The organism is Alcaligenes ammonioxydans (genome assembly GCF_019343455.1).
GTDB lineage: Bacteria > Pseudomonadota > Gammaproteobacteria > Burkholderiales > Burkholderiaceae_B > Alcaligenes > Alcaligenes ammonioxydans.
The window spans coordinates 3,551,395-3,572,539 of the sequence record NZ_CP049362.1 but is presented as its reverse complement, the minus strand read 5'-3'; the positions used below and the strand labels follow the sequence as shown (position 1 = coordinate 3,572,539).

Annotated in this window: 19 protein-coding genes; 12 read left to right on the top strand and 7 right to left on the bottom strand. The window is 57.9% G+C overall.

The genetic code is table 11. The annotated features are described in order from the left end of the window. The first annotated feature begins 48 nt into the window (after positions 1–48). The 10 genes from ubiA (at position 49) to rpoH (ending at position 10,889) form a co-directional block, all read left to right on the top strand. Entirely contained in the window at positions 49–993 is a 945-nt protein-coding gene (gene ubiA, locus FE795_RS16305) for a 4-hydroxybenzoate octaprenyltransferase (RefSeq protein ID WP_219235329.1), read from the top strand. Positions 994–1,036: 43 nt separating this feature from the next. After that, on the top strand, positions 1,037–2,296 hold the full coding sequence (locus FE795_RS16300) for a putative Na+/H+ antiporter (RefSeq protein WP_003805195.1): 1,260 nt from the start codon (positions 1,037–1,039) through the stop codon (positions 2,294–2,296). Positions 2,297–2,502: 206 nt separating this feature from the next. Then, positions 2,503–2,766: an FmdB family zinc ribbon protein gene (locus tag FE795_RS16295; protein WP_003805193.1), complete on the top strand. Its 264-nt coding sequence runs from the start codon at positions 2,503–2,505 to the stop codon at positions 2,764–2,766. An 11-nt stretch (positions 2,767–2,777) separates the two neighbouring features. Continuing rightward, complete coding sequence (locus tag FE795_RS16290; protein ID WP_003805190.1) at positions 2,778–3,437, top strand: DUF502 domain-containing protein; 660 nt, start codon at positions 2,778–2,780, stop codon at positions 3,435–3,437. A 42-nt stretch (positions 3,438–3,479) separates the two neighbouring features. Further along, the gene (gene aspS, locus FE795_RS16285) at positions 3,480–5,267 is read left to right on the top strand and encodes an aspartate--tRNA ligase (RefSeq protein ID WP_003805188.1); all 1,788 of its coding nucleotides are present in this window, start codon (positions 3,480–3,482) and stop codon (positions 5,265–5,267) included. Between the two features lie 18 nt (positions 5,268–5,285). Beyond that, positions 5,286–6,137, top strand: coding sequence for an endonuclease/exonuclease/phosphatase family protein (locus FE795_RS16280; RefSeq protein WP_003805186.1), 852 nt, complete (start codon positions 5,286–5,288; stop codon positions 6,135–6,137). Positions 6,138–6,184: 47 nt separating this feature from the next. Beyond that, positions 6,185–7,426, top strand: a complete 1,242-nt coding sequence (gene clsB / locus FE795_RS16275; protein ID WP_003805185.1) for a cardiolipin synthase ClsB — start codon at positions 6,185–6,187, stop codon at positions 7,424–7,426. Positions 7,427–7,580: 154 nt separating this feature from the next. Continuing rightward, positions 7,581–8,687: an S-(hydroxymethyl)glutathione dehydrogenase/class III alcohol dehydrogenase gene (locus FE795_RS16270; protein ID WP_003805184.1), complete on the top strand. Its 1,107-nt coding sequence runs from the start codon at positions 7,581–7,583 to the stop codon at positions 8,685–8,687. A 125-nt stretch (positions 8,688–8,812) separates the two neighbouring features. Continuing rightward, on the top strand, positions 8,813–9,706 hold the full coding sequence (gene fghA, locus FE795_RS16265; protein WP_003805182.1) for an S-formylglutathione hydrolase: 894 nt from the start codon (positions 8,813–8,815) through the stop codon (positions 9,704–9,706). 286 nt (positions 9,707–9,992) lie between these two features. After that, positions 9,993–10,889: an RNA polymerase sigma factor RpoH gene (gene rpoH / locus FE795_RS16260; RefSeq protein WP_003805180.1), complete on the top strand. Its 897-nt coding sequence runs from the start codon at positions 9,993–9,995 to the stop codon at positions 10,887–10,889. A gap of 258 nt (positions 10,890–11,147) precedes the next feature. Here the strand turns inward: rpoH and FE795_RS16255 are convergent, their stop codons facing one another. Both FE795_RS16255 and FE795_RS16250 read right to left on the bottom strand, forming a co-directional pair. Beyond that, positions 11,148–13,199 (bottom strand): TonB-dependent copper receptor, encoded by a 2,052-nt coding sequence (locus FE795_RS16255; protein WP_219235327.1) that lies wholly within the window; start codon positions 13,197–13,199, stop codon positions 11,148–11,150. 98 nt (positions 13,200–13,297) lie between these two features. Continuing rightward, a complete protein-coding gene (locus FE795_RS16250; protein ID WP_003805177.1) occupies positions 13,298–13,735 on the bottom strand; it encodes a DUF2946 family protein in 438 nt (145 codons plus the stop codon). A 271-nt stretch (positions 13,736–14,006) separates the two neighbouring features. On the opposite strand from FE795_RS16250, the gene FE795_RS16245 reads away from it, so the two are divergent. Next, on the top strand, positions 14,007–16,616 hold the full coding sequence (locus FE795_RS16245; protein ID WP_059318099.1) for a cation:proton antiporter: 2,610 nt from the start codon (positions 14,007–14,009) through the stop codon (positions 16,614–16,616). 45 nt (positions 16,617–16,661) lie between these two features. Here the strand turns inward: FE795_RS16245 and cyoE are convergent, their stop codons facing one another. The 4 genes from cyoE to FE795_RS16225 are packed head-to-tail and all read right to left on the bottom strand — an operon-like array spanning position 16,662 to position 19,985. Beyond that, the gene (gene cyoE / locus FE795_RS16240) at positions 16,662–17,555 is read right to left on the bottom strand and encodes a heme o synthase (protein ID WP_059318100.1); all 894 of its coding nucleotides are present in this window, start codon (positions 17,553–17,555) and stop codon (positions 16,662–16,664) included. Further along, positions 17,494–18,567, bottom strand: coding sequence for a COX15/CtaA family protein (locus FE795_RS16235; RefSeq protein WP_131071060.1), 1,074 nt, complete (start codon positions 18,565–18,567; stop codon positions 17,494–17,496). Before FE795_RS16235 ends, cyoE begins: the two co-directional genes overlap by 62 nt. 4 nt (positions 18,568–18,571) lie before the next feature. Then, positions 18,572–19,201, bottom strand: a complete 630-nt coding sequence (locus FE795_RS16230; protein ID WP_003805165.1) for an SCO family protein — start codon at positions 19,199–19,201, stop codon at positions 18,572–18,574. 1 nt (position 19,202) lies between these two features. Then, complete coding sequence (locus FE795_RS16225) at positions 19,203–19,985, bottom strand: SURF1 family protein (RefSeq protein ID WP_219235325.1); 783 nt, start codon at positions 19,983–19,985, stop codon at positions 19,203–19,205. Between the two features lie 28 nt (positions 19,986–20,013). Here FE795_RS16225 and FE795_RS16220 point away from each other — a divergent pair, with 28 nt between their 5' ends. After that, a complete protein-coding gene (locus tag FE795_RS16220; RefSeq protein ID WP_003805161.1) occupies positions 20,014–20,220 on the top strand; it encodes a twin transmembrane helix small protein in 207 nt (68 codons plus the stop codon). A gap of 44 nt (positions 20,221–20,264) precedes the next feature. Here the strand turns inward: FE795_RS16220 and FE795_RS16215 are convergent, their stop codons facing one another. Then, a complete protein-coding gene (locus tag FE795_RS16215) occupies positions 20,265–21,140 on the bottom strand; it encodes a cytochrome c oxidase subunit 3 (protein WP_219235323.1) in 876 nt (291 codons plus the stop codon). Positions 21,141–21,145: the final 5 nt, after the last annotated feature.

The following is a 21,145-nucleotide window of genomic DNA, read 5'->3' as shown; positions in this document are numbered from 1 at the left end:
GCTTGTTTTCGGTCTATGGCCCAGGGCCTGGATTTGGGTTTTACCTCTATGACATCTCCATCCGCTTCGAAAGCCCCCCCGCGTCCAGATCTGTCTGATATGCGCCCCAACAATGATTGGGTAGCCCGCTATCTGCCTGCCTCCTGGGGGCCGTATGCCCGGCTGTGCCGCTTGGATAGGCCAGTAGGCACCTGGTTGACTCTGCTGCCCGCGCTTGCCGCTCTGGTGCAGGCCGCGGACGGACTGCCCACCTTGTGGCGTCTGGTGATCTTTTCCCTGGGCGCTTTGCTGATGCGCGGTATTGGCTGCTGCTTTAACGATATGGCGGATCGCAATTTCGACCATCAGGTCGAGCGTACCCGTTTTCGTCCCTTGACCAGTGGCCAGATCACCATGCGTCAGGCCGTGCTCTTCGTGCTGGCGCAAATGGCCGTGTGTGCCTTGCTGCTGTTGGCGATCAATGAATACAGCCGGTGGCTGGCGCTGGCCTTGCTCCCGATTGTGATGATTTATCCCCTGTGCAAGCGTTTTACCTATTGGCCGCAAGTGGTCCTGGGCATCTGCTTTAACTGGGGCATGTTGATGGCCTGGTCGGACACCCAGAACATGGTGCCTTTTGGTGCCATCCTGATGTGGGTGGGCGCGATTTTGTGGCAGGTTGGCTACGACTCCATCTATGCCTATATCGACATGGCTGACGATACCAAGCTGGGTCTGCACTCCACGGCGCTGCGTTTTCGCGAGGCAGGCAAGACCTGGATCAGCGGTTTTTACATTGCCGCCATGTTGTGCTGGCTGATCGGCGGTTATCTGCTGAACGAGCGTATTCTGTATTACGCGGTCATGGCGCTGATTGCGCTGCATCTGCTGTGGCAAATGCGGCATTTTGACGTGCGCTATCCCGAACGAGGCCTGCGCCTTTTCCGTGCCAACATCTGGGTTGGTGTCTTGCTGGTGGTGGCTGCTTTGGCCGGCACTCTCCGTTTGGCTTGATACGTATTCAAGCAATTTACGTAAAGTTTTAAAGGTTTGAAAAATGGCCTCTCCTCTTGAGTATGTTGCAACGGCGCTGTTTGCCATTGCCATCGTCCACACCTTTTCGGTTCCGGTGTTTGCACGCTTGGCCAATAAAGGCGGCAGCCATGCAGGGCTGTGGCACATGTTGTCCGAGGTTGAGGCGGTGTTTGGCGTGTGGGCCTGTGTGCTGGTGGCCTATATGGCTGTTTTTGTGGATTTACAGTCGGCGATTGAGTATCTGGAAGGGCGCAACTTTACCGAACCCATGTTCGTGTTTGCGATCATGGTGGTCGCGGCCAGCCGTCCCATTTTAGAGCTGGTGAACAAGACGGTGTCCGTCCTGGCCCGTGCGCTTCCCATGTCTGACAAGATTTCCACGTATTTCATTACGATTTCCGTGGTGCCTCTGGCCGGTTCGCTGATTACCGAGCCGGCCGCCATGACCCTGGCGGCGCTCCTGCTGCATAAAGCCTATTTCCGTCATCAAGGCCATGCCGGCTTCAAGTATTTGACCGTGGGTGTTCTGTTTGTGAACGTCTCCATCGGCGGCGTCCTGACGGCCTATGCGGCCCCGCCCGTCCTGATGGTGGCCAGTACCTTTGGCTGGGATACAGCCTATATGTCCACCCACTTCGGGTGGCGTGCGGTCGTCGCGGTGCTGATCAATGCCACGTTGGTCACGCTGGTGTGCCGCAAGGCCTTGCTGGAAATGGGCCAGGGCATGCCCCAGGAAGCCAAGACGCAGCGTTCCGTGCCTGTGACCGTCATGGCCATTCATGTGGCTTTTCTGGTTGCGATTGTCTTGGGCGCGCATCATCCAATTGTGTTCATGGCCTTGTTGATGCTGTTCATCGGCTATGCCCACTCGTACAAACACTACCAAAGCCCCTTGCTGGTGCGTGAAGGTTTGATGGTCGGCTTTTTCCTGGCAGGGCTGGTGGTGCTGGGTGGACTACAAAAATGGTGGCTTCAGGATCTGCTGGGTGGTCTGTCGCCCACGGTGCTGTTCTGGGGGGCTACCGCCTTGACGGCTGTCACCGACAACGCGGCCTTGACTTACCTGGGCTCCCTGGTTGAGGGGACCTCGGAAATCTGGCGTTACATGTTGGTCGCGGGTGCGGTCACAGGGGGCGGTTTGACAGTGATCGCCAATGCGCCCAATCCAGCCGGTTTCTCCATTTTGAAAGGCAGTTTCCCGGACGGCGCCATCTCGCCGTTGCGCTTGTTGCTCAGTGCGGCCGCGCCCACCCTGGTTGCTGCCTGCCTGTTTCTGATCTGAACCTGGTGCCACCTTGCGCGGTGACTCTGGTGGGGTGCAAGTTCAGTGCGATTGAACGCCAAAAGGGCTAAAATCAAGCCAGAAGCGCTCCCGTGACGTGTTTGCGGGGGCTCGTTGAGCGGGGCGCCGGCTTGAAATGGGCAGGTGCCGCCCCCATTTACTGGTATCTCGAAATTTGTTTCGGCTTTTTTTAGTTAGGATGAGTCGTGCCAATCTATGCGTATAAATGCAGCTCGTGCCAATACGAAAAAGATGTGCTGCAAAAAATGTCGGACCCCGTTTTAGAGGTTTGTCCAGAATGCAATCAGCCCACCTTTACCAAACAGGTAACGGCGGCCGGGTTCCAGCTCAAGGGTACGGGCTGGTATGTAACGGACTTCCGTAACCAGGGTGGCAGCAAGCCTGCGGACAGCGGCTCGGCATCCACGCCAGCTGCTTCGTCGGCGCCTGCGCCTTCAACGTCCAGTTAACACTATTTCTTATGCGCCCCTTCAAGCGTTATTTCGTCACTGGTCTGCTCATTTGGGTGCCCCTGGTCATTACAGTCTGGGTGCTGACCTTGCTGATCGAGACGCTGGAGAGCGTTGTGCCGGAGTTCCTGTCTTCGCAGGCCTTGTTTGGCCTGCGGATTCCCGGTTTTAGAATTTTGCTGGTGCTGGCGGTCTTGTTCGGCACGGGTTTGCTGGCGGCCAATTACCTGGGCCGTGCGATGGTGGATCGTTGGGAATTGCTACTTGGGCGTATTCCTTTGGTTCGTTCCATTTATAATTCGGTCAAGCAAGTCAGCGATACGGTGTTGGCACCCGACGGTCAGGCTTTTCGCGAGGCTGTCCTGGTGCAGTATCCCAGGGCCGGCTCCTGGACCATTGCCTTTTTAACCGGTACACCGGGCGGACAAGTGGCGCAGATACTGGGAGACGACTTTGTCAGTGTCTACGTGCCCACGACGCCCAACCCGACCTCCGGTTTTTTCCTGATGATGCCTCGGGCGGACGTTCACAAGCTCGACATGACGGTGGATGCAGCGCTTAAATACATCGTATCCATGGGCGTGGTCAGCCCTGTCGAGCCCATAGCCCTACCCCCAGTTTCTGACCAGCCTGCGGGCCCTGAAGGGACGCCCCCTTTGGCTGGAACCTGAATTTTCCAATTTGCAGTTTTTACTATTTCGGAGTCATCCTAGATGCGTACGTGTTATACCGGCGAGGTTTCCAAAGAATACCTGGGCCAGACGGTCAATTTGTTTGGCTGGGTACATCGTCGCCGCGACCACGGGGGTGTGATTTTCATTGATCTGCGCGACCGTGAGGGTCTGGCGCAGGTTGTGGTCAATCCTGACAACGTGCAGGCCTTTGAAGTGGCTGAGCGCATCCGTAATGAGTACTGCCTGCGCATTACCGGTCGCGTTCAGGCTCGTCCCGAAGGCACGGTCAATTCGGATCTGCGCTCGGGCGAAATCGAGATCGTCTGTGACGAAATCGAGATCCTGAACGCTTCGGTCACACCCGCTTTCCAGCTTGATGATGACAATCTGTCCGAAACCACCCGTTTGACGCACCGTGTCCTGGATTTGCGCCGTCCGCAAATGCAGAACAACCTGATGCTGCGCTACAAAGTGTCCATGCAGGCCCGTCGCTACCTGGACGACCTGGGGTTCATCGATATTGAAACGCCCATGTTGACCAAGAGCACCCCCGAAGGCGCTCGCGACTATCTGGTGCCTTCGCGTGTGAACGCCGGCGAATTTTTTGCGCTGCCCCAGTCGCCCCAACTGTTCAAGCAGATGCTGATGGTGTCGGGCTTTGACCGCTACTACCAGATCACCAAGTGCTTTCGCGATGAGGACTTGCGTGCGGACCGCCAGCCCGAATTTACCCAGATCGACTGCGAAACCTCTTTCCTGAACGAAGAGCAGATTCGCGAGATTTTCGAGGGCATGGTCACACATATTTTCCGCACGGTGCAAAATGTGGAGCTGCCCAAGTTCCCCACCATGAGCTGGACTGAAGCCATGCAGCGCTACGGCTCGGACAAGCCTGATCTGCGCGTCAAGCTGGAGTTCGTGGATGTGGCTGACCTGATGCGTGAAGTGGATTTCAAGGTCTTTTCCGCACCGGCCAACGACCCAAGCTGCCGTGTGGTTGCCTTGCGCATTCCTGGCGGTGGCGCCATGCCCCGCAGCGAAATCGACGCCTACACCAAGTTTGTCGGTATTTACGGCGCCAAGGGCCTGGCCTACATCAAGGTCAACGATGTGACCTCGATTCCTGAGGGCCTGCAGTCGCCCATCGTCAAGAACATCAATGTAGAGGTTCTGAAGCAGTTGATGGAGCGCACAGGTGCTCAGAATGGTGACCTGATCTTCTTTGGTGCCGACAAGGCCAAGATCGTCAACGATGCGATCGGCGCGCTGCGTATCAAGATCGGTCACAGCGAGTTCGGCAAGGAAAACGGCCTATTTGAAGAAGGCTGGAAACCTCTGTGGGTGGTGGACTTCCCCATGTTCGAGTACGACGAGGGCGAGAACCGCTACTTCGCCGCTCACCACCCGTTCACCAGCCCCAAAGATGGTCACGAAGATCTGTTGGAAACCGATCCCGGCAAGGCCTTTGCCAAGGCCTACGACATGGTGCTGAACGGTTGGGAAGTGGGTGGCGGCTCGGTCCGTATCCACCGCGCCGATGTTCAAAGCAAAGTATTCAATGCCTTGAAGATTGGCCCTGAAGAAGCTCAGCTCAAATTTGGCTTCCTGCTCGATGCCTTGCAATACGGTGCGCCTCCACACGGCGGTCTGGCCATGGGTCTGGACCGACTGGTTACCCTGATGGCGGGCGCGGATTCGATTCGTGACGTGATCGCGTTCCCCAAGACGCAGCGTGCTCAGTGTTTGCTGACTCAGGCCCCCTCGGCGGTGGATGAGCAGCAACTGCGCGAGTTGCATATCCGTCTGCGGGCCGTGGACAACAAATAAGTCAAATCGGGGGACGGCGTGTCAGTGATTCGGGTAGTCAGCTACAACATTCACAAAGGACGCTCGGCTTCTGGCAAACGAGAGTCCTTGGCGGATTTGCGCCTGGGACTGTACGGACTGTCTCCCGACTTGCTGTTTTTGCAGGAAGTGCAGGGGCGCAACCAGCTGCAAAGCAGTCTGGACGCCCAGCATGAGTCTTTGGCTGCGGCCTTGCGCATGAATACGGCCTATGGCTGCAATGTGGTTCGTCCGTATACGGACCACGGCAATGCCTTGCTATCGCGTTTTCCTATCCTGCAGTATGAAAACCAGGATATTTCGGATCACCGCATGGAGCAGCGTGGTCTACTCCATGCGGTCATTGATATTGATGGCCGCCCGGTGCACTGCATTGTGGTCCACCTGGGACTGTTTAACAGTGGCCGGGTTCGTCAGGTGCAGGCGCTGCTCGATCGCATCAAGCGCATTGTCCCGGCCGATGAGCCGTTGCTGATTGCGGGCGACTTCAATGACTGGAATAACCGGCTGGCCCCGATTTTTGTGCAGCAATTGAACCTGTACGAAGTGTTTTCTTTCTCGCCTCGCGGACAGGTTGATAACCGTTTCCGCTTGCGCCAGCCCATCAAGTGGCTGCGTACCCGGCGTAAAAGCGGGTTGGTGGTGCCTGAGCAGGGCATACAACTGGGTGTGAACGGCGCAGCGCGCATGACGCCTCCTCCCCGCACGTTCCCAGCGGCATTCCCCTGGCTACGACTGGATCGGGTTTATCAGCGTGGTTTCGCGGTCCGTAATGCCCGTGTGCTGGTGGGGGACCCCTGGAAGCAGTTGTCTGATCATGCCCCTATCCTGACTGAGCTGGAGCTGCCCTGAAGGAGCTTTGCCGTTCAGTGGTTTCTTAACGCATAGGCCTTGCAAACATGCCGAGTCTGAAGCGCGATCCACTTTGGCACGATGGTAATCAGATCACCTTGCTGCAAAATGGGCAGGAGTTTTTTCCGGCTATTTGTCAGGCGATCGATCAGGCCACCAAGCGCCTGCATCTGGAAACCTATATCTTCAACCTGGATGATAGCGGTCACAGTGTTCTGGACGCCTTGCGTCGGGCCTGTGAGCGAGGGGTACGCGTGCGTGTGGTGATCGACGGCTTTGGCAGTGATGTCTATGCCTTGCAGATCGCTGAGCAGTTAAAGGCCATGCGAGCGCGTTATCGAATTTACCGACCCAAGCCCAAAGGATGGCGGGAGCCGCGTCTATCCCTACGACGTTTGCGCCGGTTGCACCGCAAGATGCTGGTGGTTGATGAGCGCATTGGTTTTGTGGGCGGCATCAATATCCTGGATGATTTTGATGAGGTGCCGCTAATCGATGGGAAGGGCAGGCCACGTTTTGATTTTGCCGTGCGCTGCGAGGGGCCGATCGTCGATGATATGGTGCGCGCCCAACAGGCCTTGTGGCTGCGCATGGCCTGGCGCAGACGCAAGGACTGGGACAGTTTTACGCAACGCTTCACCACTTGGCGCGAGTGGCGCAAACGGCGTCAGGCTCGCAAGAAAGCGCAGCAGGCCGGAGAGGTGTTCGAGGGGGTCCGGGCCACCTTGTTGCTGCGGGATAATGTGCGCTATCGTCAGCAGATTGAGCAGGCTTACTTGCACCTGCTGGGCAAGGCGCAGCAACAGGTGATTTTGGCCAATGCTTACTTTTTCCCGGGCCGCAGCCTGCGGCGACGCATTGAGCAGACGGCACAGCGGGGCGTGCGGGTGCGTTTGTTGCTGCAAGGTCATGCCGAGTATTTTCTGCAATATCGGGCCTGTAGATTTATGTACGGGCAGTTGCTGGACCACGGCATCGAGCTGTACGAGTACAAGGCCAGTTACTTGCACGCCAAAGTGGCGGTCATTGATGATTACTCCATGGTGGGCTCATCCAATCTGGACCCGTTCAGCCTGTTGCTGGCGCGTGAGGCCAATGTCCTGATTCAGGATGCGCCGTTCACCCGGGATTTGCAGGCCAAGCTGGAATACGAAATCGAGCACAATGCCACGCGGGTTCATCAGGAACACTATCAGCGTCTGGGTTGGCTGAGCAGGCTGGTCGATTATCTGGCATATGGTATGTTGCGTCTGGGTGTGCTCTTGACGGGCAAATCGTCCTTGTACTGAGGTCGGTGCGGCTTTGCTCAGGCGGGGCTTTACCCATACAAGGAGTCGGCCGACAGGCCGCGCCTTATAAAATATTTCTTATACTTTAATAGTTTGGTCCCGAAGGACCGAGTTGACCGTAACCATAATTACTTTTACCCGGAGGGTGGACCACATGAAAACACGTGCAGCTGTTGCCTGGAAAGCGGGCGCGCCGCTAACGATTGAAGAGGTCGATCTGGCAGGCCCCAAAGCAGGCGAAGTGTTGGTCGAGATCAAGGCGACAGGCATTTGCCATACTGATTACTACACCCTGTCGGGCGCTGACCCGGAAGGTTTGTTTCCCGCCATTTTGGGCCATGAAGGTGCAGGCGTGGTGTTGGATGTCGGCGCGGGTGTCACCAGCCTGCGCCCTGGCGATCATGTAATCCCCCTGTACACGCCCGAATGTCGTCAGTGCAAATCCTGCCTGTCGCGCAAGACCAATCTGTGTACAGCCATTCGCTCTACCCAGGGCAAGGGTTTGATGCCCGATGGCACCTCGCGTTTCTCCATCGGCGGCAAACCGGTTCACCATTACATGGGCACATCGACCTTCGCCAACCATATCGTGGTGCCTGAAATTGCGCTGGCCAAGATCCGTAGTGATGCTCCGTTCGACAAGGTGTGCTACATCGGCTGTGGCGTGACCACCGGCCTGGGCGCTGTCCTGTTTACTGCCAAGGTGGAAGCGGGCGCCAACGTGGTGGTGTTTGGTTTGGGCGGGATTGGCCTGAACGTGATCCAGGGCGCCAAGATGGTGGGTGCGGACAAGATCATTGGCGTGGATATCAACCCCGAGCGCGAAGCCATGGCCCGCCAGTTCGGCATGACGGATTTTGTGAACCCCAATGACGTTGAAAACGTGGTGGACCACATTATTCAGCTGACTGATGGCGGTGCGGATTATTCGTTTGAATGTATCGGCAACACCAAGGTCATGCGCCAAGCCCTGGAATGCTGTCACCGCGGTTGGGGCCAGTCCATCATTATCGGCGTAGCCGAGGCCGGCGCCGAAATCGCTACCCGTCCGTTCCAACTGGTGACGGGCCGTGAATGGAAAGGCTCTGCATTTGGCGGCGCTCGTGGTCGTACCGATGTCCCCAAGATTGTGGACTGGTACATGGATGGCAAGATCAATATCGACGACCTGATCACCCACACCTTGCCGCTGGAGCGTATCAATGAAGGCTTTGACCTGATGAATGCAGGCAAGTCCATTCGTTCGGTGGTGATGTACTGATTGCGATCGTCATGAGGGGGCAGGCGTGAGCCCGCACCCTTTATCCCGGTCCAGGAGAGGTGGGAGGTCTTCGGGTGCTTTCACTGATCCTGGGCCGGATTTGCTATTGAGAACACGAGGGGGCTATGACTCAGACACTGGAACTGCTTAACGAACATCGCTGTTTTAATGGTTGGCAGCGCTACTACCAACACGCGTCGCAGACGATCGGTTTGCCCATGCGTTTTTCTGTGTACCTGCCGCCTCAGTTGCAGGCCCATGCCCAAAAGGGTGCGACCAATCTGGCCGAGGCCGTCGGCCAAGGCCGTGTGCCTGTCCTGTTTTTCCTGGCTGGGCTGACCTGCACAGAAGAAACCTTCATGATCAAGGCCGGTGCCCAGCGCTATGCTGCCGAGCATGGCATCATGCTCGTTGCTCCCGACACCAGCCCGCGTGGCGCTGGCGTGGAAGGAGAGAACGATGGCTGGGACCTGGGAACCGGGGCCGGCTTCTATCTGGATGCCACAGAACCTGGATGGAGCACGCATTACCGCATGGAAAGCTATGTGAGCCAGGAGCTCTTTGATCTGGTCACGACCCTCTTGCCCGGCGATGCCAGTCGTGTGGGTATTTTTGGCCACTCCATGGGGGGCCATGGTGCCTTGACCTTGGCCCTGCGCCATCCCGGTAAATATCGCTCTGTATCAGCTTTCGCTCCTATTGCGGCCCCCAGCCGTTGTCCGTGGGGCGAAAAAGCCTTCGGTGCCTATCTCGGTCAGGACCGTCAGGCCTGGGAGCAGCACGACGCCAGTGCCTTGATGAGCAAGCGCAGCACCCCTTATCCGGCTGGTATTTTGGTGGACCAGGGCTTGAGCGATGGCTTTCTGGCCGAGCAACTGTATCCGGACGTCTTTGAGCAGGCCTGTGAGCAGGCCAAGCAGCCTTTGACCTTGCGTCGCCACGAAGGCTATGACCACGGCTACTACTTCATTTCGACCTTCATTCAGGACCACCTGGACTTTCACGCCGAGCGCCTGTGATTGGCGGATAAACTAGGTCGCACTTTGTTGTTTTCAGGTGGGCGTAAAGGCGTTACTCTCAGGCTGCCACGGTTTTCAGCTTGTTTGTGGCGTTCTGCCCACCGATTTATTGCAGCTTGACGCTAAAGAGTGAACTTTTTCTTGCTGCGACGCTCTTATTCCTGTATTTGAAATTTTTAGCACTCCAGAGCATCGAGTGCTAAACTCAATCATTGATGAAATGCGTTTTCCGCGGTTTGAGAGCCTTGCTCAGTGTTCTCGCCGGCTGACTTTTTAAGGATTTTCCATGACACAACAAGCGAACGCTTTGGCCCTGGCGTCTGGTAATGAACTGGTCGCCGCCGTGTCTAATCCAGGCGCACTGGGGACGATCGAAGCGTATATCTCTGCCGTTAACCGCCTGCCCATGCTCAGCGCCGAGCGCGAAACCGAGCTGGGTCAGCGCCTGCGCGACCAGGATGATCTGGATGCCGCGCGTGAATTGATTTTGTCGCACCTGCGTCTGGTGGTCTCCATTGCCCGTCAATATCTGGGTTATGGATTGCCCCATGCCGACCTGATCCAGGAGGGCAATGTGGGCCTGATGAAAGCCGTCAAGCGCTTTGATCCCGATCGCGGGGTGCGTTTGGTGTCGTTTGCCGTGCATTGGATCAAGGCCGAGATTCATGAATACGTCGTGCGCAACTGGCGCATGGTGAAAGTGGCCACGACCAAAGCCCAACGCAAACTGTTTTTCAACCTGCGTCGTATGCGTCCGGACGGACAAACCTTGGATACCGCGCAGGTCGATGCGATCGCGCGTGAGTTGGACGTGCGCCCACAGGACGTCAGCGAGATGGAAGTGCGCCTGTCGGGTCACGATATGGCTCTGGAGGCCCCGACCAACGACGATGATGACAATTTCGCGCCTATTTCCTATCTGTCCGATGAAGGACACGAGGAGCCGAGCCGCGTGCTGGAGCGCCGCGCTCAGGACATGTTGGAAGGCAGTGGCCTGGAAGAGGCGATCGACACGTTGGACGAGCGTTCGCAGCGGATTGTGCGCGCACGCTGGTTGCAGGATGATGGCGGTGCCACTTTGCACGATCTGGCTGCTGAGTTTGGCGTGTCGGCCGAGCGTATCCGTCAGATTGAAGTGGCCGCGTTCAAAAAGCTGCGCGTGGCGCTGTCTGCTGCCGTGTAAGCCGTTTTAAAGAGTTACAACTTTTCAGGGAAAAGGGCTGAACTTACGCTGATCTTCGCGGACTAAACAATACATTTGCTGATTTTTGCCACCTACGCATATCGGCATTTGCACGTCCGCTTCGGCTTCTCCTCTTCCCCTCCCTTTTGAAGCGGATGTTTACGGGACACCGACCAGGTGTCCCTTTTTTTTGTCCTGATGCTGCTGCCGTTTGCCCAGCCGGGTCGGTCAGACCCGGCTAGGGCTTATACGGAAGGCTTAGAAGGACAGGGCTGCGCGTAGCCAGAGGGTGCGGCCAGGGTCATTAAAGCGCGTGGCGGCGCCAAAGCCAAAACCGCTGTTACCGGCCAGATTCAAGTGTTCACCATAGGTTTTGTTGAACAGATTGTCGACACCGGCTGTCAGGGACAGATTACGGTTGATTTTGTAGCCTCCGTACAGCGACACCGTGCTAAATCCCCCGGTAGGCCCGAAATCATAACCAACCACATTTCCCTGATCTCGAGCGTAGCGCGTCTGCTTGGCCACAATGCGCCAGATACCGCCTGCAGACCAAGGGCCGTGTACATAGTCCGCCGTTAAACGCAGATCCAGAGGGGGCATTTGTGGCAGAGCCCGACTGTCTGTGCGGTTGCTGCCCCAGGCATAGGCCAGGCTGCTGCCCAGCGTCCAACTGGGGGAGACTTTCCAGTCGGCACCCAATTCGCCACCCATAATACGAGCATTGACGTTGCGAGCCTGCGTTTTTCTGCCCATCATGCCGCCAGGCAGGTAGTCGAACAGGATGTAGTCCTGAATCTGGCCGAGGTAAGCCGAGGCCCAGGCCGAGACCGTGTCATCCTTGTACTGTGCGCCAATATCCAGTTGCGTGGTTTTTTCTGGTTGAATGCCCAGGAAGGCGCTGGGACTTCCCTGTGGGCCGCTGGCTGGAGAAATGAGCTCCCAGTAGTCTGGCATGCGCTGTACATGGCCGATACCGGCGTACAGGCTCAAGGGCAGGCTTGGCAGATCATGCTCAATACGTATAAAGGCGCTGGGCAGGGTTTCTTTGCGACGTTCGTTGGCACCGGGGTTGGGCTTGCTCATCATGCCGCTGCCCAGACTGGGACGCAGGTCCCGGGCGCTGGCCCAGTCCAGACGTGCGCCACCAATCAGACGACTGTTATCGTTCAGATCCCAACGCGCCTCGGTAAAGAGGCCGATATTGTCGAACTCCGCATCTTTTATCCAATCCTGATCACGGTAATCCTGCATACCCATACCGCTGCGCTTGCGATGGCGGCTGCGCATCACATCGGTACCGGTCGTCAGGGTCAAATCGTCGCGTAACGCCCAATCCACACTGATGCGTCCGCCCCAGGTCAGGCGATCCACGTTGGAGGCCATGGGCATGGACATGCCAGCGCTGGGTTTGAAGGGGCGCAGCTCATAGTTGTCCATAACGTGATCGGCGTAGTTGTAGTAGAGCTGGGCCTCCACCTGGCGCACAGCCCCTTCCTGCATCTCTTTCTTGAAGCGTAGCCCCAGGTTTTCGCGCTTGAACTTCGTGCCGTCCATGCCACGTCCTGCGTAGCGGGCATACCCGTCGCCCGTACCGGCGCTAAGCTCCAGTAAAGTGTCGCTATCGGGTGTCAACCCAATGGCGACATCGGTATTCCATTTTTTCCAGCGTGAGGGGACGCGCTCGCCGTCCCCATCCTTGTAGTCCTGCGCGCGGTCCTGGTTGGCGGTCAGGCGGGCATAGTAAGAGGCATTGCCGGCCGCGAAATCCACGTTTCCGGCGTGGCGTCCTGCCGACCCGCCTAGCAGGCTGGCTTCCAGCGTGGCATCGTTCTCGGTGAAACCGGGTGCTGTGCGCTCGAAACGTATCGTTCCGGCAGAAGCGCCCGGCCCCCAGCGTACGCTTTGTGGGCCTTTGATGATGGTCAGCTCATCAAAGGACTGGGGCGAAATGTAGGAGGTAGGCGCATCCATCCGGGACGGGCAGGCACCGGGCATGGCGCTGCCGTTGGTCAGTATGTTCAGACGCGAGCCAAACATGCCGCGCAGTACTGGATCACCATTGCTGCCGCCATTGCGGATGGCGGCAAAACCCGGAATTGTTTTCAGGTAGTCGGTGCCGTCGCTGGCCGGCAAGGGCAGGCGGGGCAGCTTGGGGTTGGTACTAAATTGCAGGGGCGACTCGGGGGCCACACCTGTCACCACAATGGGGCTCAGTTGTTCAATAACGGTGGCTTGGGCCAGGGCCATAGAGGGCAGGCAGGCCAGAACACCGGCGCGGATCAGGCCGGGGCTTACTAGGTTCTTCATGACTAAATTCCAAAGCGCAGCCATCGTCCAGCGGCATACCCGCTTGGTCGAGAGCTGCAGGGCAGAGAAAGCGTAGCGGCAGCGCCGAACGCGAGGAATCAGGCAGGAAGAAGGAAGGGAGGAGCGCGTGGCCCCACGGGTGGGCCGCGAATAAAGGTTTGGGCCAGGGCCGGGTGGAGTGCCGGAAGCAACAAGGGCCGGAAATGGCCCAGGCTCAAGGGCGTCACGAGCGCGACAGGCGCGGGTGTCAGAGCCGCTTGCAGCATGACGCAGAATGGGCAGGTGGCGCTGGTGGTGGCCTGATCGGAGTGCGCTGTGGCGTCCTCGCCTAACAGGGCGGCCCAGTGTTGCGCCATTTCAGGTGGCAGGCTCTGTCCGGAAGGCAGACAAAAGGCCAGGGCATAGCCTTGATCGCCCTGTTTAGGCATATAGCCGGTTGGTACGACTCCGCGCAACACCACAGCCAGCAGCAACAGACACAGGCCCAGTCGATGGGGCCAGGCATGGGCGGCGAGGAAGGAGCGCGGAAAACTCATGATGCGAAAGTATAACCAGTTATGTCAGGGGCGAATTTGCGCTTGCGCAGGTTTTGAGTTGCCGCTTTACGGATGAGTGTGTGCCCCGGCACAGGCCAAAAAACGTAAATTTTGCGAGAAAAAGATAATTTGGCGGCTGTGGGCCGGGGAAAAAGCGCTATTCTGATTCCTGCGGAAAGCGGGGGGATTTTCCGTGCCGATCTGGCTTGCCCATGTCTGAATGCGTAGGCACATGCCAATCGGGTCAATGCCGATGACAAAGGATGTCGCGATGCACATTGGGCAGTTTGTTTTTGGACTGGCAGGCCTGTTGGGATTGGTCGCCTTTATGCCGCCTTTGGCTGGACGCCTGCGACTACCGTATTCCGTACTACTGGCCTTGATCGGCTTTGCGCTGGGCATCCTGCTGCATTTGCATGCCTGGGCGCCCAAGATGGTGTCGGACTTTCTCAATACCCTGCAGGCCTTCGACATCTCGTCCGAGACCTTTCTATACGCCTTTTTGCCCATCTTGTTGTTCGAGACATCGCTGGCCATGAACTTGCGCCGCTTGCTCGATGATATCGGTGCTATTTTGATGATGGCAATTGTGGCCGTGGTGGTCTGTACCTTTGCCGTGGGTTACGCCTTGAACGCGGCGTCGTCTTATGGACTGGTAGTCTGTTTGATGTTGGGCGCGATTGTGGCCACGACAGACCCTGTCGCCGTGGTGGGCATCTTCCGTGAAGTGGGCGCACCCAAACGGTTGTCCACGCTGGTCGAAGGGGAGGCCCTGTTTAACGACGCCGCTTCCATTGCTCTGTATTCCGTGCTGCTGGCGGTGCTGACCGGAGGTGGTGAGTTAAGTGGTAGTACGGTGCTGGGCAGCTTCCTGTTCAGTTTTCTGGGTGGGGGGATCTCGGGCTTCTTAATGGGACGGCTGGCCAGTGGTCTGTTTGTGCTCTTGCGGGGTTGGCCCGCTGCTGAAGTAACCCTGACCATTGCCTTGGCGTACCTGGCCTTTTTTGTATCCGAACACTATCTGGGTGTGTCGGGAGTGGTCGCTACCGTCATTTCCGGTTTGGTGGTGGGTTCCACGGGTCGTACCCGCATGTCGCCCGCGACTTTCGAACTGTTAAGCAGCTCCTGGACCCAGATGGGGTTTCTGGCCAATTCCCTGATCTTTCTGTTCGCCGCCATGTTGATTCCGCGCCTGATGGCAGAAATCACCTGGATGCAGATTGGTCTGGTTGTATTGCTGTTTGGGGTGACGCTTCTGGCACGTGCTGCGATGGTGTTTGGCGTGCTGCCTCTGTTGGGCCGTACTCGCTTTGGCACTCGGGTCAGTCGACCTTACCGGGTGGTGATTTTATGGGGCGGGCTGCGCGGAGCAGTCTCCCTGGCGCTGGCCTTGGCGGTTACGGAACAACACGCCATTCCGCATGATGTGCGCCAGTTCATCGGTGTGGCCACCACGGGCTTTGTGCTGCTGACCCTGTTTGTGAACGGGATCAGCTTGCGGCCCTTGATTCGTCGTTTGGGTTTGAATCAGTTGACACCGCTGGAGCGCCATTTGCGCGATCAGGCGGTGAGTCTGGCGCTGGAAGAGCTGCGCGACAAGACCGAGGAACTGGGGCGGCAAGAGCAGATCAAGCCACAAGTGATCGAGCGCCTTTGTACGGTTTTTGAGGCCAGTCAGGCCGGTGTGGCGTCGGGCCAGATTCAAAGCCTGACCGAGGCACAGAAAATCAAAATGGGCATGGCGATTTTATCGGCCCGCGAGGTGGAGCTGTTTTACGAGCTGCTGAAATCGCAGATTGTGGATTGGAAAACAGCCGAGGCCCTATTGAGCCGGGCCGAACGCATGAACGATACAGTGAGGCTGGCCGGTTTGGCCGGTTTTGAGGCGGCGATTGCAACAGACCTGCGTTATTCGCGTGGTTTTCGTACCGCTTTGCGTCTGCATTATCTGTTTGGTTTGCAAGGCTGGCTGGTACGCGAACTGGATAAACGCTTCTCCAATCTGATCGCCAAACGCTCGGTTGCGCAGCGTCTGATTCGTTTTGCCGAGACTGAATTGGCGCCCTTATTGGGAAAACAGGCGACCGGTACGATTGTGCAGGCCCATAAGTTACGTTTGTCTCAGCTGGAAGAGGCCCTGCACTCCCTGACCCTGCAATACCCGGTGTTTGCGCAATGGTTGCAGGAATCCTATCTGGCGCGTGTGGCAGCCTCGCAAGAGCGGGCGCACTATCGCACCATGCTGTCGCATTCCCTGATTACCAGCGAGATGTATGCGGATCTGGTCAAACAGATTACGCAACGCTGGCGCTATCTGGATGAGCGTCCCACTCTGGACATGACCATGAGCGCCATGGAGCTGATTGCGCAGGTGCCCATGTTCGACGGCATCTCCGAGCAAGCCAAAAAAGAGCTGGCTCGACGCTTGCGTCCACGTCTGGCGCTGCCAGATCAAAAGATCCATTTGCGCTATGGCGGCATGCGTGCCATGTTCTTTGTGGCGTCCGGGGCGCTGGAGTTGACCTTGCCTGATGGCAGCCTGGTGGAACTGGGGACAGGGCAGACGATTGGTGAGGTCAATGTTGTGGAGCACAGCGACCACGTTGGTGAAGTGCGCTCCCTGGGCTATAGCCGCCTGCTGATGCTGACCGAGCGTGATTTCGATACCTTGCGTGGCAAAGATCCCATCTTCAGTGAAAAGATCGAGGCCGTGGTGCGACAGCGCCAACGCGCGTATCAGGTCTGGCAGGAATTCGAGTCCGGCCAGCGTCAGCACGAAGAATTGCCACCCTTGTTTGGTTTGGCGCATGCCTTGAGCGAGGCAGAAAACTTTGTGGGCCCGCCCTTGCCACCTGATTGGGAACGGACAGTAGAAGCCTAGTCGAAAAAAAACGGGTCTGCTGTGACCCGTTTTTTTGGCGGACGGTTAAATAAGCCGCACCCAATGATCTATCAGCAAGGCCCCAAACAGAACCGCCAGATAAATAATGGAGAAGCGGAACAGCTTGCGGGACAGTTCATCGCTGTAGTTGCGGTGCAGTTGATGGGCATATTGAATGAAACGTGCGCCCAGCACGATGGCAGCCACCAGATACAGCACGCCGCTCATGCGGATGACGAAGGGCAGCAGGCTGGAGGCCATCAGGATGTAGCTGTAGAGCAGCACATGCAGCGTCGTAAAAGTCTTGCCGTGGGTGACGGGCAGCATGGGCAGCCCCGAACGCTGGTAGTCGTGCTGGCGATACAAGGCCAATGCCCAGAAGTGGGGGGGCGTCCAGATGAAGATAATCAGCACCAGCAGCCAGGCTTCTGCCGGTACGGCGTTGGCAATCGCTGCCCACCCCAGAGCGGGGGGCATGGCACCGGACAAACCGCCGATCACGATGTTTTGTGGGGTCAGGGGTTTGAGGATCACGGTATAAATCACCGCGTAACCGATGAAGGTGGCCAAGGTCAGCCACATGGTCAGCGGATTCACCCAGTAATACAGCACCAGCATGCCTATGCCACCCAGCAAACCGGACATGGCCAGGACTTGAGGTGGGGTAATGGTGCCGCGGGCAGTACCGCGACGGGCAGTGCGCAGCATGCGGGCATCAATCTGGCTTTCGATCAGGCAGTTGATGGCAAAGGCGGCGGCAGCCAACATCCATATGCCCAGTGTGCCGGCTACGACTGTGCCGGGATCGGGCAGGCCGGGAGCAGCCAGAAACATGCCGATAACGGCACAGAAAACAGCCAACTGGGTGACGCGCGGTTTAGTCAGTACCAGATATTGGCGCAGGAGCGAGGCGGGAGCCAGGGTGGCGGTGTTTGTCATACTGTATTCCTTGGGGGACAGTCGACTTGCGGGAAAGCCGTACCAACAGGGTGACGCAGCATAAAACGAGACCGGCAGCTCCCCCATTATGCAGGACGGCAATCAAAAGAGGCCATTGAAAAAAGATCGTGGTTAACCCCGTGACGAGCTGGGCCAGCAAGAGCAACAGCACCCCGGTGGCGGGGCGACGCAAGACAGGATCGGCGCGCAATTTCCAGGCGACCGATCCCAGAATCAGAAAGACAAGAAAGGCCATATTGCGATGAACCCAGTGAATGGCAGTCAGTGCGGCCTGGGAAATCATTTCACCGGATGGCAGCTCGCCCAGCGCACGAAACAGTGAAAATCCGCCGTGCAGGTCCATGTCGGGAATCCATTGGCCGTGGCATTGCGGAAAGTCCATGCAGGCCAGTGCCGCGTAATTGGTGCTGACCCAGCCGCCCAGCCCAATCTGAATGGTCAGAAGGAGAAAGGCACCGATCAGCCAGGGTCGCCAACGACGGGTGGACAACAAGACAGGTGGGCCAGGATTCTCGCGGGCAGCCAGCCAGGTCATCAAGGCCAGTACGCTCATGCCGCCCAGCAAATGGGTGGTGACGATAAGGGGCATTAGCTTGTGGGTAACCGTCCAGGCGCCAAATGCTCCTTGCACGCACACCGCCAGCAAGGTGAACAGAGCCAGCCGGGCGGAGTGCCCCAGGGCGTGACGATGTCGCCAAGCCATCCAGACGATGGCAATAATCAGCATGCCCAAGGCCGCGCCCACATAACGGTGAATCATCTCGATCCACGCCTTGCCCCAGCTGACTGGGCCATAGGGCATGGCTTGATAAGCTTGTTCGATATGTGCACCTGCGCCCAGCGGCGTGAGCTTGCCATAGCAGCCAGGCCAGTCCGGGCAGCCCAGGCCGGAATCGGTCAGGCGCACAAAGGCGCCGAACATGATCAGGTCCAGGGTCAGAAACCAGGTCAGGTAGACCAGCTTGCGGTAGCGATGGCGGATATCGGTCATGCGTTTATCCGATGCGTGAATTGTTCAGCAGTTTGCGTATATCGGTACGAACCTTGAGTGGGTCGGCATCACCGGGAAAGGCCATCATCAGGTTGCCATTGGGGTCGATGATCCACATGCCGTTTTTGACGGCTTGCTCGGGGGCCTGGCCTGGGGCGCCAGGTGCCAGAAACGGGGCCAGTTGCTGTGGGTCGGCCCGCAGCATGTGGGTGCCTTTATAAGCCTCCAGAATTTGCTCGGAGGGTTGGCCGGAGTCGGTCACAAACCAGACGCGGGCCAGGCGATCCACGTTCTTGCCCTGGCTGGCGTGGGAGTTGCGCAGGATGAACAGCTTGCGCACGCAACTTTCGGGACAGGCGCTTTCATCGGCACTGACCAGCACCCAGCGGCCGCGCAGCGATTGCAGATCAAAGGCCTGACCATCCAGCGTCTGCAGCGGCAATAAGGCTTGCGCAGGCACGCTGCGTTGTGGCTCGATCAACTGACCATAGGCATTGCTTTCAGCGGGTCGCAGTCCCAAGGCCGGAATGTAATAGGCGGCCAGTGCAAACAGCACGGGTGCCAGGCTGACCGCCAGCAGCAGGTACAGCGGAGTCAGGGAACGCGGGCGGGCAGGGGCTTGAGTCGTGTCCACGTCAGGTCTTCCTTGTAGAGGCGAAATGGGGCCTGGAGCGTCGCAGCCATTTCCACGCTACACCGATCCAGGCACACAGGGCAATCAGGGCAAAGCCGAACCATTGCAGGGCGTAGCCGCGGTTTTTCTCAAAATCGATATTGGGGTCGGGCCATTGGGTTTGCAGCGAGGAGGCGGGCGCGGTCTGGGCCAGTACACGCGGCAGCAACGGCACGTCAATGCGGCTGCGCAACTGCTCCAGGCTCAGGTTTTGCACGACAGGTGGTGTGCGCGACGAGGTGGGCAACTGCTCGGGCAGGGGGCTGTTGCCCAATTCGAACAGACGCGGCACTCGTTCCAGCAGTTCGCCGACAATGGTTTGGGAGCCAGTGGGGGCAGGTGGGACCTCGGGGGCTTGACCAGGTTCGCGCGGCAGCCATCCGCGTAGCACCAGCAGACTGGAGCCCGTCAGATCGCCTTCATCCAGTACAAAAGGAGTCGCTACCCAGTAGCCCGGCTTACCTTTGAAATTGCGATTATCCAGGAGTACAGTTAACTCACTGCGCCAGGAGCCGTGCACGGCGACCGACTGCCACAAAGCGCCTTTGTCCAGGCTGGCTTTGGAATCGATGTGCAAAGGGGCTTGCTGGCGGCCTTGAGCGATTTGTTGTGCCAGGTTTTGACGCTCCTGTGCGCGGCTCAATTGCCAGCGTCCCAGGTTCATGAACAGCAGCATCAGCAAACCCAGACAGAGCAGGGCAAGCAGAGGACGAGTCGAAGAAGAACGAGAATTGTTGCTGGACATCCATTCAACCTGAAGCGGGGGAGACGTAATGCGTGTGCTAGTCCTGATCGTGTTTCTGGGGATTATTGTTTCGTTGGGGTCTGCCTTGGTGTACCTGATGCGGGACCGGGGCAATTCCAGTCGTATGGCTTATGCCCTGACCTGGCGTGTGGGTTTGTCCGTGGCCCTGTTCCTGTTTGTCTTGCTGGCCCATTATCTGGGCTGGATTGAAAGCACTGGCGTACCCTTGGCTTGAAAGAACAAACCAGGCCCGTACAGACAGGCCTGGTGCATGCATTGCTAGAACCAGTACACGTACAGATACAGACCCAGCCAGACCACGTCCACAAAGTGCCAGTACCAGGCGGCACCCTCAAAGCCAAAATGATGCTCGGCAGTAAAGTGACCGCGTATCAACCGTATCAGCATCACCGTTAGCATGGTGGCGCCGATAATCACGTGAAACCCGTGAAAGCCCGTCAACATGTAGAACAAGGCCCCGTAGGCGCCGGAGGTGAACTTCAGGTTCAGCTCAGCGTAGGCGTGCAGGTATTCGTATGCCTGGCAGGCCACAAACGCAACCCCCAGGGCAACGGTCATGAACAACCAGAAAATCGCGCTGCTGCGCTTGCTGGCACGCAAGGCATGATGAGCAATGGTCAGCGTCACGCCCGAGGTCAGCAGCAGGGTCGTGTTGATGGTGGGCAGCCACAGTGGGCCTACGGTCTGAAAGGGGGCAATGGTGCCTGCCGGGCCCTGGTTGGGCCAGGTGCCCGTGAAGTCGGGCCAGAGCAGGGCGCGGTGATCCAGGTCACTTAACAGGGGGGTGGCAATTTCACGGGTATACCAAAGAGCCCCGAAAAAAGCCGCAAAAAACATGACTTCTGAAAAGATGAACCAAGACATGCTCCAGCGGTAGGAGACATCGACACGGACACTGTTCAGGCCAGTTTCGGATTCGCGTATGGCATCACTGAACCAGAAATACAGGACCAGCAAGAAGCTGAGAATCCCGACCAGAAACACCCAGAAGCCACCTGGCCAGTCATTGATCCAGGTCGCCGCCCCCAGTAGTGTCAGGCACAGAGAAAGACTGGCGCGTACCGGATGTCCCGACAAGCCGGGGACGTAGTAATACGGCGCCTTGGACGGGTGAGCCGTAGTCTCGACATGCATAGTGT